The sequence below is a fragment of the Falsihalocynthiibacter arcticus genome, assembly GCF_000812665.2.
In the GTDB taxonomy this organism is placed as follows: Bacteria; Pseudomonadota; Alphaproteobacteria; order Rhodobacterales; family Rhodobacteraceae; genus Falsihalocynthiibacter; species Falsihalocynthiibacter arcticus.
The window spans coordinates 413,081-428,379 of the sequence record NZ_CP014327.1; the positions used below are offsets into that span (position 1 = coordinate 413,081).

Here is a 15,299-nt window from a genome sequence, read left to right on the forward strand (position 1 = left end):
TTACGTTCCGTCGTTTGGACTTTCCCTTGCGAAAATAGTCGTTTGCAATCATCCTCCTTGGGGAGAAGAGCACGTGGGGACGTGCCCAATGGGAGAGAGTGTGATGAACAAATTTTCATCAATTGACGACCGCAATGCTATTGAAGCAGAAGCGCGATGGGAGGATCGTGATCTTCCCAAAACTATGTATGAATTTGTCGCCGCCACTGCGGAAAAATACGGGGAACGCCCTGCTATTTCGTTTCAGATCACGTCCGGTCCCAAAGATCGTGCCGAAACTCTCACTTGGAATGAGTTGTTCGGAAAAACAACGCAAACCGCCAATTTTTTCCGCTCTCTGGGCATTGGGGAAACAGACGTTGTTGCCTACCTTTTGCCCAATGCAAACGAAACCGTCCTAACACTTCTTGGTGGGGCAATTGCAGGGATCGTCAGCCCGATAAACCCCCTCCTTGAAGCGAGCCAAATCGCATCAATCCTGCGCGAAACAGGCGCCAAAGTACTCGTGACTTTGCGCGCCTTCCCCAAGTCGGATGTCGCACAAAAAGCAGCCGAAGCGGCTGCGATGGTGCCGAGTATCGAGGCGGTTGTTGAGGTCGATCTGCTGCGGTATCTTTCCCCGCCAAAGAGTTGGATTGTTCCGCTTATCCGTCCGAAAAACCCCGTCACCCACAAGGCGCGCGTGCTGAATTTCAACGCCGAAATCGCCAAGCATTCGAGCGAAAAACTCGACTTTTCAGATCCTGCTGGCGACCGAGTTGGGGCATATTTTCACACCGGCGGAACAACGGGTATGCCCAAAGTGGCCCAGCACAAATACTCTGGCATGATTTACAACGGCTGGCTTGGGCACCGCTTGCTGTTTAGCCACGATGACGTGGTGATTTGCCCCCTGCCTCTGTTCCACGTTTTTGCCTGTCACCCGATAATGATGTCGATGATTGCTTCGGGTGCGCATGTCGTCTTTCCGACGCCTGCGGGTTACCGTGGCGAAGGTGTGCTGGATAACTTCTGGAAACTTATCGAGCGTTGGAACGTGACGTTTATGATCACTGTTCCGACCGCCATTTCTGCGCTGATGCAGCGGCCAGTAGACGCAGATGTATCGTCGCTTCGCACGGCAATGTCTGGATCCGCCCCCCTTCCGATTGAGCTCTTCCGCCGCTTTGAAGAAGCCACGGGCGTCACGATTACCGAGGGGTACGGCCTAACCGAGGCGACTTGCCTTGTTTCGTGCAATCCCACGAGCGGCAAGAAAAAAAAGGGCTCCGTTGGTGTGCCCTTTCCTCATACCGACGTGAAAATCCTGCGCCAAACACCTGATGGCCCTGTCGAGGCCCCCGTCGATGAAGTCGGAGAAATCTGTATCGATAATCCGGGAGTCATCCCCGGATCAACCTATACTGAGGTCGACAAAAACCACGATCTTTTCCACCACGACATCTACCTTCGCACGGGCGACTTAGGGCGCGTCGACACGGACGGATATCTTTGGATTACAGGGCGCGCCAAGGACTTGATTATCCGTGGCGGTCACAACATCGACCCCGCGGAAATCGAAGAGGTTTTGGCGGGACATCCCGCAGTTGGATTTGCCGGTGCGATTGGCCAACCGGACGCACACTCAGGCGAAATCCCCTGTGCCTATGTCGAGTTAGTGCAAGATGCCGAAGTGACGGTAAATGAGCTTATGGAGTTTTGTAAAAAGGAAATCCCAGAGCGCGCGGCCCATCCCAAATACATCGAAATTTTGGACGAGTTGCCGAAAACAGCAGTGGGCAAAGTCTTCAAACCCGACTTGCGCAAACGCGCCATTACGCGGGTCTACAATGCGGCATTGGAAAAAGCGGGTTTGCAAGTGAGCGTGTGTTCGGTGATTGAAAGCAGACGGCGCGGACTCGTTGCGCAAATTGAGATGTCCGAAGTCGTAAGCACGATTGAAATTACTCAAGTTCTTGGGGCCTTCACAATCCCATGGGAATGGCTTCCAGAACAGCCTTCTTAGGCGGTTAGTACCCAGAATTATCCGCTTCCAAGGAACGGATAAGCTGCTCCCCTGAGGCCCGATTGGAATTAACCTCGGGGAAACCCGCCACGCGGCAAAGCGATCTTCGGGCGCGGGTTGCATCAAGCGGGCGGCCCCCTTCCCTTGCTCCCCAAGCCAACTAGCCCATTGATCCGGCGCAAGGGAAACGGGCATCCGTTTGTGGATTTTCGACATCGTTTTGTTTGCCGCAACTGTCACAATAGCGGCCGTTTTTAGGCGCACTCCGTCGTGTTCCCAATCCTGCCAAATACCTGCGAACACGGCGACCTCCTCGTGGCGCGGCGTGATATACCACGGTAAGTGTGCGCCCTCAGGCGTTTTGGTCCATTCATAGAAACCGCTCATAGGGATGAGGCACCGCCGTTCCCGACATGCTTTAGAAAACGCGGGTTTCTGCGCAATTGTTTCCGCCCGCGCGTTAATCAAAAGGGGGCCGTCATTGGGCTTTTTGTACCATGTGGGAATAAACCCCCACCGCATGGCCCCCAATTGGCGACCGTTATCTGTGGCCATAATTGTGTGGATTTGGGTCGTCGGGCAAACGTTATAATTCGGAACTTCAGGCAAATCATTGGCGGGGGCCGCCGCAAAAAGCTGGGCCATGGCCTCCACGGGCAAAGTGATCGCAAACCGTCCACACATTCTCTCGCTCCTTGCCAAAACCTTGTTACAAAAAAGGCGCGCCGTGACTGGCGCGCCTTAGGTTCAGTCAGCGTAAACCAAACTTATTTCACAGTGATGCGGCCATCAAGGTAGGGCTCATAGCTGCCTGCTGCCGCAAGGTATTCAGAGACAACATCCGCAAGATCAGGGCCGAAATCATAGGCATTCATCGCGTCGCGGAACATCGCGTACCCGTCGCCGCCGCCACGCACGTAGTTGTTTGAAACAACACCGTAAACTTTGGCTGGATCAAGCGTTTCATAGCCTGCTCCTGTATCAATCATAACCTCGGAAATACGATTGCCAAAGGCCTCGGAACCCGTGATGGTGAAGGTCATCCCCGCAACCTGCGCGAAGCGACCGTTTTTGGTCTCGTCATCATATTGCAGCACCGCGTTTTCGAGCGCGTCCTTAAGCGTTGCCCCATTCACTTGGAATGTTGCCAGCGTGTTTTGGAACGGAAGAACCGTGTAAACATCACCCATCGTAACTTCGCCAGCTTCTAAACCTGCACGAAGTCCGCCGCCATTTGCCAACGCAACTTGGATGCCTTGATCTTTAACGCGCGCAAGCATCGCATCGGCAACAAGGTTCCCCATTTCGCATTCTTTGGCGCGGCAATTGTCACGCGATCCGTCAATCGCCGCCCCAGTGGACGCCACAACTTTGCTGCGAATTTCTTCGAGGGGGACTGCGGCTTCTGCAATCCGTGCAACAGTTTCAGCATCCTCAGCAACCGAGGCGTCCGTGATGATAGGCTCGCCAGTGGCCGAAATGACTTCGCCTGCGTCGTTAAACGTGACGTTCAATTCGCCAAGGAATTTACCATAAGCATAGGCCGAAACGATGGCTGTTGAGCCAACCATTGTTGGGTATGGGCCTTCTGCACGCTCGTTGGTGTTGGACAACAATGTGTTGGTATGGCCACCAACGATCACGTCTACACCCGTGGTTTCGGCGGCAACTTTTTGGTCAACGCTATAACCCGAGTGCGACAAAACGATAATTTTATTCACACCCTCGGCGGTCAGTTTATCGACTTCACCTTGCACAGCACCAACAGGATCGGTGAAGATCACCAAGTCGCCGGGACTGGCCAATTCATCGGTATCTTGTGGCGTCAAACCAATGAGGCCGATTTTCTCGCCACCCCGTTCGATGATCGCGGATTTCGCAAGTTTGCCAGCCAAAGCGGGTTCTTGGGACACGTCCGCGTTGGACATCAGAATAGGAAAGTTGATCGTATCCATGAAGCCTGCGAGAACTTCTGGGCCGTCGTCAAACTCGTGATTGCCAACGGTCATGCCGTCGTAGCCGAGCTTGTTCATCATTTCGGCGGCGAGTTTTCCCTTGTAGTAAGTATAAAACAGCGTGCCTTGGAACTGGTCTCCGCCATCCACCAAAATGGAGTTGTTTGAGCGCGCGCGGGCGTCGGCAACGGCCGTCACCAAACGGGCGGAACCCCCAAAGCATTCGCCGGCGGCGTTGTCTTCGGCGCTACAACCCGCGTCATATTTGCTGATGGGCTCAAACCGTGCATGGAAATCGTTCGTGTGCAAAACTGTGAGTGAATAGTCAGCGGCAGCAGCACCTGCCGTGAGGGCCAAAACGGCCGCGGATGTGAAAAGACGGGCGAACATATTAATACTCCCTATTATTGTTCTAGAGCGATAGATTGACCAAATGCAGCTTCAGAGTCAAAGGCTGCTTTCCCAATCCATTTATTGACCCTAGGTAACGTTGAGATGACAAGAAGGACTTGACCAAAGTTTAAGCAAAAGGCATTCCAATACCATGCTTATTTACAAAGTTTTTCAAGAGTCCGAATGGGCTGATTTGGTGCAAAACGGGGAAACCGAGGGCGCACCTGTGGATCTAGCGGATGGGTATATCCATTTTTCCACCGCAGAACAGTTGCGCGAAACAGTCGCGAAACATTTCGCAGGAAGCCCGACGCTTGTCCTTGTCACAATAGACGCGGATACGCTTGGAGAGGCCTTGAAATGGGAAGTCTCGCGGGGTGGAAAAGAGTTCCCGCACTTGTATCGCAAATTAAAACGCAGCGACGCGGTGGCGCACGCCCTCTTGCCAATGGGGGAGAATGGTCATGTCTTTCCCGATGATATTCCATGAGTTTTCTTGAGAAATACGGGCTGAAAGCGCTACACGCGTGTTCCCCAGAAGTAGCGCATAGCCTTTCGATTAAGGCCTTGAATGCGGGTCTTGTCCCGATGCCCGGTGGTCCGGTTGGAGGCGACAGATTGGCGACCAATCTCTGCGGTATTGACTTGCTCAACCCCATTGGGTTGGCGGCGGGCTATGACAAAAATGCCGAGGCCATTGTGCCCCTGACGCAAGCAGGTTTTGGCTTTATAGAAGTTGGGGCTGCGACACCTCATGCCCAACCTGGAAATCCCAAACCACGCCTCTTTCGTCTGACCGAAGATCGCGCCGTCATCAATCGGTTTGGCTTCAACAATCAGGGCGCGGATGCGATTGCGGCACGTCTTGCCACTGCAAAACCTCGCGTGCCTGTGGGCCTCAATTTGGGCGCAAACAAAGACAGCAACGATCGTGCAAATGATTTCGCCCGCGTAATGCGCGTTTGTGGTCCCCACGTGGCCTTTGCAACCGTCAATGTGTCGTCGCCCAATACCGAAAAACTGCGAGACTTACAGGGGGCAGATGCGCTGCGCGGCCTCCTACAGGGTGTCCTTGACGTCCGCGCGGAAGTCGCGCCCAATACACGCGTTTTTCTCAAAATTGCGCCTGACTTGAATGTTGAGGAGCTTACTCAAATAGCCGAAGTCGCAATCGAAGTCGGCATTGATGCCATCATCGCGACCAATACGACCCTTGATCGTGATGGCCTAAAAAGCAGCCACAGGGGCGAAATGGGGGGGCTTTCTGGAGCGCCGCTTTTTGAAAAAAGCACCCGCGTCCTCGCGCAACTGTCAAAAATCACCGATGGAAATCTTCCGCTCATTGGCGTCGGTGGAATTTCCAATGCCGCAGAGGCCTATGCAAAAATTCGGGCCGGTGCAACAGCGGTACAGCTTTATTCCGCCCTTGTTTATCAAGGGATGTCCTTGGTGCGCGACATCGCCCAAGGGCTTGAAGCCCATCTTGAGGCCGACGGGTTTAGCCATGTTTCGCAAGCTGTAGGCACCGCAAGGGACGCGTGGCTTTAGACAGGGTTCGCGTCGCGTTCAAGCGATGGATAGCGTGCGCCAAGCGAAATGGCGCGTGCAACGAAAGAAATTAACAGGGCTATCCACAACCCATGATTTCCGTACGCAGGCACCAAAACCAGCACAGCCCCGCCGTAAACCAATAAGCTTAAAAACATCATATTTCTCATATCGCGACTGCGCGTCGCGCCAATAAATATGCCATCCAGTATCCAAGACCACATCCCGATGAGTGGTGCAGCGATCATATATACAAGGTAAATTCGCGCCTCGGCGCGGACGGGTTCGGACTTGGCCATAAGGTCGATGATGCCTTCACCGAACAACGCAAAAACAACCGTCAAACCGATACAAACAATGAGCGACCAAAACGTACAGAGCAGCGCGCTTTGGCGTAGATCAAAGCGGGATTTCGATCCCAAGGATTGCGCCACGAGGGCCTCAACCGCGAAGGCAAACCCGTCGAGCGCATAAGCCGTAATCATCAGGAACTGCATGAGGATTTGGTTCGCCGCCAAGGGCACGTCGCCAAAATCCGCACCAAAGAAAAGAAACGATACGAAAATCACCTGAAGCATCACCGAGCGCAGCATAATATCGCTGTTGACCAAGAGCATGCGGCGCAGGCGAGCGCTGTTAAAAACTTGCCCCCAATTTCGCCAATCGGGCGCGTAGAATGTTGCGCGACAGAACCACAGCGCAAGGGCAAAACCACCCCATTCCGCAATGACGGTCGCGATGGCGACGCCGTTCACACCCCAGTCGAAATGGAGCACAAAGAGAAAGTCGAGGCCGACATTGACGCCGTTCATCAATAGCTGAATTGCCAAAACCGCGCGGGTGCGTTCCGCCGCGATAAGCCACCCTGTCAGGCCATAAATCCCAATCATTGCCGGTGCCGAATAGACGCGAATTCCCATGTAGGAGCGCGCGAGGCCTTCAACTTCGGGCGATGCGGGCGAAACGAAAAAGGCCCCCGCAAACAGGGGTACTTGCAGCAGGAAAATCCCCAAACCTGCGGCCAATCCAACAAGCAGTGCACGCGTCAAAATGGCGGCCAATTCGGGCTGGTCATTTGCGCCCAAAGCCTGTCCCGCAAGGCCTGTCGTTCCCATGCGCAAGAACCCAAAAATCCAGTAGATCGCCGTCAGGATAATCGCCCCGATGCCCACCGCACCAATCGGCGCCGCGAGGCCAAGTTGACCGACAACTCCAGTATCCACGATTCCTAGAAAAGGGACCGTGGCATTGGAAATAACGATAGGGAGGGCAATTTTTAGAACGCGCCGGTGCGTGACTTTACGTGTCAAATTAATCGCCCTTTTGTGGCATCAAAAAATGCCCCGTCGCTTGCGCGAATAAACGAGTGCGGTTGTCTTGCCATGCTTCAACATGGACGCTGGCGTATCTCCGCCCCGACCGATTGACCCGCGCCCGTGCATAGGCATCACGGGGGAGGCCCGTGCGTAAATAATCGACGCTAAAATCAATTGTTTTTGGCAGGCGAGGAAGATTGTTTGGGTCCAAGGTTTCTGCGTCAAGCACCCCACTCTCCATATCCTGCCAGAGCATGCCCCACGACAGTTCGATAATCGCCGTCACCTCAAGAAAACTCGCCGTTGCTCCTCCGTGGATCGCGGGTAAAGTCGGATTTCCGATCAGGCTTTCTCTGTAGGGCAAGGTCGCGGTCAATTCGTCTCCGCGCCGATCAAACCGTATATCCAAAAATTGAATGAACGGCACACCATGGACCAGCGCCGTCAAGGTTGAATCGCGTCGTTGTTTGATGACCTGAACGGGTTCGGGAGGGCGACGGTTCATGCTGTTTTCTCCTGCGCGCGCTCAAGTGTGAAGGCTCCCGTCGCCGAGGCTACGGGAATTTCGCCCTCATCGTCCCGCGCGGTTACCCGAATAAAGGCGACGCTGCGGGTGACGTGATAGCATTCGGCCCGTGCGACGATCCGTTGACCCGGGGTAGCGCTGCGCATGTAGTCAATCCTGAGATCGATCGTCGCAGTTGCGATTGGATTGGACGGATGGCTCATGACTGCCGCGCCACTACAGGTGTCCATTAAGGCGGAGACCGCGCCGCCGTGAATCACCCCCGTTTGAGGGTCGCCAACAAAACGCGCGTCATAGGGCATCGAAATCTCTGCGACACCATCGCCAAGTTCATCAAGGGTCATCCCGAGAGCCTGCGAAAACGGAATTGATTCAATAAATTTTCGGGCGACTTCTGTTCTGTCATGGCTCATGGGACCACCTTTCCTTAAACCGTTTATTGGCCGAACTGATTGACGCATCAAGCGCTAATAATCTGGCCCGCCTAAAACCAGCGATTGAATCGCACTTCATATGACCCTAGGTTTAGATGTAAGGAGAACCCAAGAACATGACGCAAACACGCCTCAATTTCAAAGACATGTGTGCGAAATTCGATGTGACTCCGCGCACATTGCGGTATTATGAGTACATTGAACTACTGCAACCTGAAAAAGAGGGTCGTAGCCGCTTTTACACCGGTCGCGAAGTGGCGCGTATGGTCCTTATTCTGCGTGGACGCAGGTTTGGGTTTAGCCTCGAAGAAATCCGCCAATGGTTGATGATCTATGAAGAGGCGGGTACCAAGTCGCAAATGGATGCGTGGGTGGAAATGGCGGATCGCCAACTGATTGCGTTGCGTGCACAAGCCGTTGAGTTGCAAGAATCGATAGACGATTTGCAGAGCCTACGCGACGAGGCCCTCGGCTAGTCTGCGCCTTAAGATACCTCCTTTTTGCACGCAAAAACACTGATACGCCAACCCTTTATAGCCCATGAAGAATTATTTTATTACTTTTTTTCAAGTAGTTAAAATTTACAAATTCGAAAACGGCGGTAACTTCGCCCAATGCACAAGGTCATTGCGACCCATCAAAAAAACTGTGAGCATAAAAAAAGCCGCTCTAAAGAACGGCTTTCGAGACAATGTATGTTTATTTAAAGATCAGACACTCGATAAAAATCCGCGCCAGAAAATTTAGGATTCCATGCTGGCCGGATACCGGCCTCTTCCAGCTTTGAACAGAGACGGCTCGGGTCACGTGGATAGTATCCTTTAATCTTGTGCAGCTTTCGATATAGAATTTTGAATTCTTTCAGGCTAGCTGGGTCGATAACGTCTTGCATCACGCCCAAACAGAGTTTAGGCAGCTCCTGGTTCCAAAAACCCTGACGACGGACAGGTACGATAGTACGGGCACTCCTATGACGCGGCTGTCGCAGGTTCCATTAGGCTTAGCAAGGTATTCGCGAAAGAATGGCTGGCACCCTTTTCTGACGTGACGGATTGCGCTTTGCAAATTTCATCAACGACAACCAACGGATTGCCGACCGAGTGTTGAAGGATTGTTTCGAGAGGCCGCCCTGCTTGCGCCGATGCCCAACCTCGTTCGGTTCCCGCCACACTAAAGCCAACACCTCCAAGGCTGGCATCAATTTCACATCTAGGAATATGAAGAAGCTCAGACAATCGCCTGGCCCATACCGACTTTCCAATGCCGGGAGGGCCGATCAAAATTAAAGGTGGGATTTTGATGATATCGCCGGTGGCGGCGTTTTGTCGAAGGACAGACCAGACCTCATTGGTTGCAGGCGCCATCCAAGGCATCTCCTCGTGCAGCGCTGCGATTTTTTCATCAACCCAGTGCTCGTTTTTTGGTTCAAACAATTTAATTCCTGCAAACAGAGGGCGCAGGCGCTTGATCTCCCCGTCTTTAAGATGCGCAAGGCCGGAAGCCTCCTTACGTCGATCCGCGATCCCTTGAACGCGCTGTTTGATGCGACGGTTATCTCTCCAAGTAAGTTCAACGCCATCAGACAGATCGTCGGCAACGTTATCAAAGTCATTCAGTCCGAGATCAATAGAATGCTCATCATCTCCGATGAAATCAGCGGCAAGTCGGGTTTTGCGTAAGTTCATAAGATAGTCTGTTAGGCGTTGGGTGATAGCCTGCCTGTCAGTGTCAGGGTTCGTTGCATGGATTAGTTTGGTGGTTTTCATAGCGGCTTCCTTATCTGGTAAAGAAAAAGACCGGTTTTGTTCGACTGTGATATTTGAAATGACAAGCGTTCAATGGCCGGCCCAATTTGGGTCAGATCAGTGGGAACCGTATGAGGTGGATATACTGAGTCGTTGTCATGCTATTAGACAGCGACAACAGAAGGCAAACGTCAATACCCTAAGAACGTTCAAAAAAGCGCCGGACCACTCGAAACCGACGCTTTAAATTATTATTTAAAATCAACGAGCTAACAAGTCATGGGCGTTAATGACCTAGCAGATGGGCGTCAAAACAGCCAAAATGGGCTATAAAGGGTTGGCATATCAACACCAAAAACCCCCTTACGTGCCGTCAGGAAAAAAGTGACGTAGCGTTTCGTTTACGTTAACGTCAAGCTGTATTGTAGAGTTGCAGTGACCCTCCCATGTGTGGGTGCAGAAGCAACCACAAGGAGCGCCCCATGACCGACATGATGACCATCCGACAAATGTGTATTGCCTTTGATGTGACCCCGCGCACATTACGTTTTTACGAAGCAAAAGAGCTGCTATTTCCTGTGCGTGACGGGCAACACCGTCTGTTTACAAAACGGGATCGCGCCCGCCTCAAGCTTATTTTGCAGGGGAAACGTTTTGGCTTTTCCCTCGAAGACATTCGCCAGCTTTTAGATCTCTACGACATGGATGACGCGCAATTCACCCAGTTGAACCGCACCTATCAGCTCGCCCATGAACGCCTAAAAGACATGATCGCCCAGCGCGACGAACTCACAGGTGCAATCGAAGATTTGCGCCTTCAATTAAAATGGGGCGAACAGCGCCTCGCCGAGATGCAACGCCCCAACGCGGCCGAATAAGGGAACCCCGATATGCCCAGCTATGTAGCCCCAACCCAAGATCTGCAATTCGTTTTGCATGAAGTGCTCAAAGTGTCCGAAAGCACCGTTCCTGGCTATGATGAACTTGAGCCTGACTTCACTTTGGCGGTCATTGAGGAAGCGGGGAAGATCGCGTCCAACGTGCTTGCGCCGCTCAACTTCACCGGCGACCGCGAAGGCTGTCGTTTGGAAAATGGCGTCGTCTACACGCCAAAGGGGTTCAAAGAAGCGTTTGAGCAGATGAAGGACGGCGGCTGGACCGCGCTGGATTGCGATCCCGAATACGGCGGCCAAGGCATGCCTTACGTTTTGGCTACTTCCGTTGGCGAGATTTTCGTTTCCGCCAATATGGCGTTCAACATGTATCAGGGCCTCACGCACGGGGCCTATTCCGCGATCCACGTCCACGGCACCGACGCGCAAAAACAGACGTTTTTGCCGAAAATGGTGTCCTGTGAGTGGACCGGCACGATGAACCTGACCGAGCCTCACTGTGGCACCGACCTTGGTTTGATGCGCACAAAAGCCGAGCCACAAGACGACGGCTCCTACGCGATCACCGGCCAGAAAATCTTCATTTCGGCTGGCGACCATGACATGTCCGAAAATGTCATTCACCTTGTGCTTGCCAAAATTCCCGGTGGTCCTGAAGGCGTCAAAGGGGTGTCGCTCTTTATTGTGCCCAAGTTCAACGTCAACGAAGACGGCTCGCTTGGCGAACGAAATGGCGTATCTGTTGGAAGCATTGAAGAGAAAATGGGCATCCACGGCAATTCGACCTGTGTGATGAACTATGATTCCGCGCGTGGGTTCCTGCTTGGGGATATGCACAAAGGTATGCGCGCCATGTTCACCATGATGAACGAAGCGCGACTGGGCGTCGGCCTTCAAGGCTATGCCCAAGCCGAAGCCGCCTATCAAAATGCAGTCATCTATGCCAACGACCGCCTGCAAGGGCGCGCCGTGACGGGGGCGCAAAACCCCAATGGCCCTGCTGATCCCTTGATTGTACATCCAGATATCCGTCGCAATTTGATGGATCAGAAAAGCTTCGTTGAGGCAGCCCGTGCGTTCGTTATGTGGGGCGCGTCAATGATTGACGAAGGGCACAAGCTTGGCAACAAAGACGCCGAAGGCCTAGTTGGATTGCTCACCCCTGTCATCAAGGGCTTCCTGACGGACAAGGGCTTTGAGATGGCGATCAACGCCCAGCAAGTCTATGGCGGACACGGCTATATCGAAGAATGGGGCATGTCCCAATTTGCCCGCGATGCCCGTATTGCGATGATTTATGAAGGTGCCAATGGTGTTCAGGCGCTTGACCTCGTTGGTCGCAAGCTCGGAACGGATGGCGGCAAACACGTGCTGGCCTTCTTTGAGATCATCAAAAACTTCATCAAGGAAAACGCCGATCACCCTGCTCTCAAGGATGATTTCTTGCCACAGCTCAAACAGGCCAGCAAAGACCTCCAAACTGCTGGAATGTACTTCATGCAAAACGGCATGAAAGACCCGAACAATGCGCTCGCGGGTCCTATGACTTCATGCATTTGTTTGGCCACACCTGCCTTGGCCTCATGTGGGCCCGCATGGCAAAAGCCGCTCATGATGCAATCGAGGGTGGCGCTTCAGACAAAGACTTCTACACTACGAAAATCGCAACTGGCCGCTATTACATGGCCCGACAACTGCCCGCAACAAACCTTCACCTTGCCCGCATTCAAACTGGCGCGGACACGGTTATGGCCCTAGATGCGGGGCAGTTTTAAGGCCCCAAAGGAGCTTATCATGCCCAAACGTTTTCGTCTGACTCGCCGTTTTCCTGTCGCAATGACCGAGGATGGCTATCGCCGCCTTCGCAAATTTTCAGCAGAAGCGGGTTTAGACGAAGGCGAGGCATTGAGCTTCCTTTTTGAAAATTTCAACTCGGTGATCCATGAGGAGAACCTCACCGTCAAGTTGCGCCTTTTCAATTCGGAACTCGAAGCTCGTAAAAAATAGCGCCTTTGAAGCACCAGAGAACAAACTTATTTCGACCGGAGGAACGCAAGAATGACCATCCAACTCTATTGCTTTGGGGAAAGCGGAAATGCCTATAAGGCGGCCCTCGCTTTGGAACTTTCGGGCCTTGAATGGGAGCCCGTTTACGTCGACTTTTTCAACGGCGGGGCGCGTTCAGATGTCTATCGTGCGATAAATAATATGGGCGAAGTGCCCTGCCTTATCGATGGCGATTTGCACTTGTCACAATCGGGCGCCATCCAAGATTACATCAGCGAGAGAACTGGAAAATTCGGTGGTCGCGATTCCGCTGAGCGCCGCGAGATTTTGCGCTGGGTTCTTTGGGACAATAACAAATTGTCCGGTGTCGCGGGAATGACGCGCTTTTTAATCAACTTCCTTCCTGAAGACAAACGTCCCGCAGAAGTGATCGCCTTTAACCAAGGCCGCCTTCTCAACACATACAAAATCCTCAATGATGCCCTCGCGGACAACGACTGGCTTGTTGGAGACAGCATTACCAACGCCGATCTTTCATGCTGCGGCTATCTCTTTTACCCAGAGCCCTTTGGCTTTGAACGCGCAGACTGGCCCCATATCGATGCATGGCTGTCGCGCATCGAAGCCCTACCCGGCTATAAAACACCCTATGATCTGATGCCCGGCTCCCCTGCCGATCGCGCTTAAGAAGGAATCCGTTATGACCGAAGCCTATATTTATGATGCCGTGCGCAGCCCACGTGGCAAAGGCCGCAAAGACGGCGCGTTGCACGAATTGACCTCCGTGAACCTCTCGGCGCAAATCCTAAATGCCGTCAAAGAGCGCAACAACCTCGACACCAAATCCATCGAAGACGTGATTTGGGGCAACGTGACCCAAGTTGGCGAGCAAGGCGGTTGTTTGGCACGGACCGCCGTTTTGGCCAGCGACTTTGACCAACAAGTACCCGGCCTTGCGATCAACCGTTTCTGTGCATCCGGCATGGAGGCCGTGAACCTCGCGGCGAACCAAATCAAGGGCGGCGCAGGCATGGCCTATGTCGCTGGCGGCGTTGAAATGATGGGCCGCGTGCCCATGGGAAGCGACGGCGCAGCCATCGCCGTTGACCCAACCGTTGCCATGAAAACCTACTTTGTCCCACAGGGCATTTCTGCCGATATTATCGCCACCGAATATGGCTTTACCCGCGACCAAGCCGACGCATTGGCCGTTGAAAGCCAACGTCGCGCGGCACAGTCTTGGGCGGAAAATCGTTTCGCAAAATCCATCATCACAATCAAAGACCAAAACGGTCTAACGATTTTAGACCACGACGAATACATGCGCCCCGGAACCGATATGCAAGCCCTCGGCGCGTTGAATGCCAGCTTCCAAGCGATGGGCGAAGTCATGCCCGGCTTTGATAACGTCGCCATGATGAAATACCCGCACCTTGAGAAAATTAACCACATCCACCACGCTGGGAACTCCTCGGGGATTGTGGATGGCTCCGCTGCTGTCCTGATTGGCAACAAAGAGTTTGGCGAGAAATATGGCCTCAAACCACGCGCTCGTATCCGTGCGACTGCGAAAATTGGCACCGACCCAACCATCATGTTGACCGGCCCTGTGCCCGTGACCGAAAAAATCCTCAAAGACCACGGCATGGATATTTCCGACATTGATTTGTTTGAAGTTAATGAAGCCTTCGCAGCCGTGGTTCTGCGCTTTATGCAGCGGTTTGAAGTTGATCCAACGATTGTAAACGCGGGTGGTGGCTCGATTGCGATGGGGCATCCCCTCGGCGCGACGGGTGCGATGATTATCGGCACATTGCTCGATGAACTTGAGCGTCAGGACAAAGAGGTTGGCCTTGCTACCCTTTGCATTGCGTCTGGCATGGGTGCCGCCACAATCATCGAGCGGGTTTAAAACCCGCCTAGGACCCCAGCAGCAAGGAGGAACGCGACATGGCAAAAATTGATTTGGACAAACTCCAAGCTCGAAGCGGATCTATCTATCCGGGAAACCTTGCTGGCCAAATGGACGGGCGGACGTCCCTTCGGGCCGGTGATGCAGGAGGCCTGACACAATTCGGCGCGAATATTATCATTCTTGCTCCGGGTGCGAAATCTTCCCTGCGTCACTGGCACCTCAATGAAGACGAGTTTGTTATGGTCACCCAAGGGCGCGTCATGTTGCACATGGACGCGGGCGAAGAAGAAATGACCGTCGGCGAATGCGCCGCGTTCCCAGCGGGGGTTGCAGATGGTCATTGCTTCATCAACCAAAGCGACGAAGAAGCACGCTTCCTTGTCATCGGCACCCGAGCCCCACATGAGGTGGCAACCTATTCCGACATAGACATGAAAGTGGTTCTGGGCGAAGGAAATCCGGTTTTCACTCGTCACGATGGCACCCCTTTGCCGGACGATATCTAGTGGGAAAGCAGCCTTTCCCACTCACACCCTTATTTTCGAGAAACACGACCTCAAAG

Annotated in this window: 14 protein-coding genes and 2 pseudogenes; 10 read left to right on the forward strand and 6 right to left on the reverse strand. The window is 53.3% G+C overall.

Annotated features, from left to right (window positions below; all coding sequences use genetic code 11):
* Positions 1-103 precede the first annotated feature (103 nt).
* Positions 104-2,005: an acyl-CoA synthetase gene (locus RC74_RS02050; protein WP_039002743.1), complete on the forward strand. Its 1,902-nt coding sequence runs from the start codon at positions 104-106 to the stop codon at positions 2,003-2,005.
* Positions 2,006-2,009: 4 nt separating this feature from the next.
* On the opposite strand, the pseudogene RC74_RS21545 reads toward RC74_RS02050, so the two are convergent.
* Both RC74_RS21545 and RC74_RS02055 read right to left on the reverse strand, forming a co-directional pair.
* Positions 2,010-2,689 (reverse strand): annotated as a pseudogene (locus RC74_RS21545) (SOS response-associated peptidase).
* 83 nt (positions 2,690-2,772) lie between these two features.
* Complete coding sequence (locus tag RC74_RS02055) at positions 2,773-4,350, reverse strand: bifunctional metallophosphatase/5'-nucleotidase (RefSeq protein ID WP_039002688.1); 1,578 nt, start codon at positions 4,348-4,350, stop codon at positions 2,773-2,775.
* Positions 4,351-4,504: 154 nt separating this feature from the next.
* Between RC74_RS02055 and RC74_RS02060 the strand changes: the two genes are divergently transcribed.
* Both RC74_RS02060 and RC74_RS02065 read left to right on the forward strand, forming a co-directional pair.
* Entirely contained in the window at positions 4,505-4,843 is a 339-nt protein-coding gene (locus RC74_RS02060) for a DUF952 domain-containing protein (RefSeq protein WP_039002689.1), read from the forward strand.
* The gene (locus tag RC74_RS02065; RefSeq protein WP_039002690.1) at positions 4,840-5,901 is read left to right on the forward strand and encodes a quinone-dependent dihydroorotate dehydrogenase; all 1,062 of its coding nucleotides are present in this window, start codon (positions 4,840-4,842) and stop codon (positions 5,899-5,901) included. The genes RC74_RS02060 and RC74_RS02065 overlap by 4 nt, the downstream gene beginning before the upstream one ends.
* On the opposite strand, the gene RC74_RS02070 is transcribed toward RC74_RS02065, so the two are convergent.
* From RC74_RS02070 to RC74_RS02080, 3 genes are read right to left on the reverse strand one after another with little or no spacing between them, the layout of a single operon-like run.
* Positions 5,898-7,211 carry an MATE family efflux transporter gene (locus RC74_RS02070; RefSeq protein ID WP_039002691.1) on the reverse strand — a complete coding sequence of 438 codons (1,314 nt, stop codon included), beginning with the start codon at positions 7,209-7,211 and terminating at the stop codon, positions 5,898-5,900. The two genes, RC74_RS02065 and RC74_RS02070, sit on opposite strands and share 4 nt — an antisense overlap.
* Position 7,212: 1 nt before the next feature.
* Entirely contained in the window at positions 7,213-7,722 is a 510-nt protein-coding gene (locus RC74_RS02075) for a PaaI family thioesterase (protein WP_039002692.1), read from the reverse strand.
* Positions 7,719-8,156, reverse strand: a complete 438-nt coding sequence (locus RC74_RS02080) for a PaaI family thioesterase (protein ID WP_039002693.1) — start codon at positions 8,154-8,156, stop codon at positions 7,719-7,721. Before RC74_RS02080 ends, RC74_RS02075 begins: the two co-directional genes overlap by 4 nt.
* Before the next feature lie 137 nt (positions 8,157-8,293).
* Between RC74_RS02080 and RC74_RS02085 the strand changes: the two genes are divergently transcribed.
* The gene (locus RC74_RS02085) at positions 8,294-8,653 is read left to right on the forward strand and encodes a MerR family transcriptional regulator (RefSeq protein WP_039002694.1); all 360 of its coding nucleotides are present in this window, start codon (positions 8,294-8,296) and stop codon (positions 8,651-8,653) included.
* Positions 8,654-9,145: 492 nt separating this feature from the next.
* Here RC74_RS02085 and RC74_RS02090 read toward each other — a convergent pair whose 3' ends face one another.
* Positions 9,146-9,943 (reverse strand): AAA family ATPase, encoded by a 798-nt coding sequence (locus tag RC74_RS02090; protein WP_052274885.1) that lies wholly within the window; start codon positions 9,941-9,943, stop codon positions 9,146-9,148.
* A 461-nt stretch (positions 9,944-10,404) separates the two neighbouring features.
* On the opposite strand from RC74_RS02090, the gene RC74_RS02095 reads away from it, so the two are divergent.
* The 6 genes and pseudogenes from RC74_RS02095 (at position 10,405) to RC74_RS02120 (ending at position 15,243) form a co-directional block, all read left to right on the forward strand.
* Positions 10,405-10,800, forward strand: a complete 396-nt coding sequence (locus tag RC74_RS02095; RefSeq protein WP_039002695.1) for a MerR family transcriptional regulator — start codon at positions 10,405-10,407, stop codon at positions 10,798-10,800.
* 12 nt (positions 10,801-10,812) lie between these two features.
* Positions 10,813-12,590, forward strand: a pseudogene (locus tag RC74_RS02100) (acyl-CoA dehydrogenase C-terminal domain-containing protein).
* Positions 12,591-12,609: 19 nt separating this feature from the next.
* Positions 12,610-12,822 carry a hypothetical protein gene (locus tag RC74_RS02105; protein WP_039002697.1) on the forward strand — a complete coding sequence of 71 codons (213 nt, stop codon included), beginning with the start codon at positions 12,610-12,612 and terminating at the stop codon, positions 12,820-12,822.
* 51 nt (positions 12,823-12,873) lie between these two features.
* Entirely contained in the window at positions 12,874-13,509 is a 636-nt protein-coding gene (locus RC74_RS02110) for a glutathione S-transferase family protein (protein ID WP_039002698.1), read from the forward strand.
* A 13-nt stretch (positions 13,510-13,522) separates the two neighbouring features.
* Positions 13,523-14,734, forward strand: a complete 1,212-nt coding sequence (locus RC74_RS02115) for an acetyl-CoA C-acetyltransferase (protein ID WP_039002699.1) — start codon at positions 13,523-13,525, stop codon at positions 14,732-14,734.
* A gap of 38 nt (positions 14,735-14,772) precedes the next feature.
* A complete protein-coding gene (locus RC74_RS02120; protein ID WP_039002700.1) occupies positions 14,773-15,243 on the forward strand; it encodes a cupin domain-containing protein in 471 nt (156 codons plus the stop codon).
* Positions 15,244-15,299 lie beyond the last annotated feature (56 nt).

What these genes read in the sequence shown, in the direction of transcription:
- RC74_RS02050 (WP_039002743.1), top strand. Translation starts at nt 104, where the DNA reads ATGAACAAATTTTCATCAATTGACGACCGCAATGCTATTGAAGCAGAA.
- RC74_RS02055 (WP_039002688.1), bottom strand. Translation starts at nt 4,350, where the DNA reads ATGTTCGCCCGTCTTTTCACATCCGCGGCCGTTTTGGCCCTCACGGCA.
- RC74_RS02060 (WP_039002689.1), top strand. Translation starts at nt 4,505, where the DNA reads ATGCTTATTTACAAAGTTTTTCAAGAGTCCGAATGGGCTGATTTGGTG.
- RC74_RS02065 (WP_039002690.1), top strand. Translation starts at nt 4,840, where the DNA reads ATGAGTTTTCTTGAGAAATACGGGCTGAAAGCGCTACACGCGTGTTCC.
- RC74_RS02075 (WP_039002692.1), bottom strand. Translation starts at nt 7,722, where the DNA reads ATGAACCGTCGCCCTCCCGAACCCGTTCAGGTCATCAAACAACGACGC.
- RC74_RS02080 (WP_039002693.1), bottom strand. Translation starts at nt 8,156, where the DNA reads ATGAGCCATGACAGAACAGAAGTCGCCCGAAAATTTATTGAATCAATT.
- RC74_RS02085 (WP_039002694.1), top strand. Translation starts at nt 8,294, where the DNA reads ATGACGCAAACACGCCTCAATTTCAAAGACATGTGTGCGAAATTCGAT.
- RC74_RS02090 (WP_052274885.1), bottom strand. Translation starts at nt 9,943, where the DNA reads ATGAAAACCACCAAACTAATCCATGCAACGAACCCTGACACTGACAGG.
- RC74_RS02095 (WP_039002695.1), top strand. Translation starts at nt 10,405, where the DNA reads ATGACCGACATGATGACCATCCGACAAATGTGTATTGCCTTTGATGTG.
- RC74_RS02105 (WP_039002697.1), top strand. Translation starts at nt 12,610, where the DNA reads ATGCCCAAACGTTTTCGTCTGACTCGCCGTTTTCCTGTCGCAATGACC.
- RC74_RS02110 (WP_039002698.1), top strand. Translation starts at nt 12,874, where the DNA reads ATGACCATCCAACTCTATTGCTTTGGGGAAAGCGGAAATGCCTATAAG.
- RC74_RS02115 (WP_039002699.1), top strand. Translation starts at nt 13,523, where the DNA reads ATGACCGAAGCCTATATTTATGATGCCGTGCGCAGCCCACGTGGCAAA.
- RC74_RS02120 (WP_039002700.1), top strand. Translation starts at nt 14,773, where the DNA reads ATGGCAAAAATTGATTTGGACAAACTCCAAGCTCGAAGCGGATCTATC.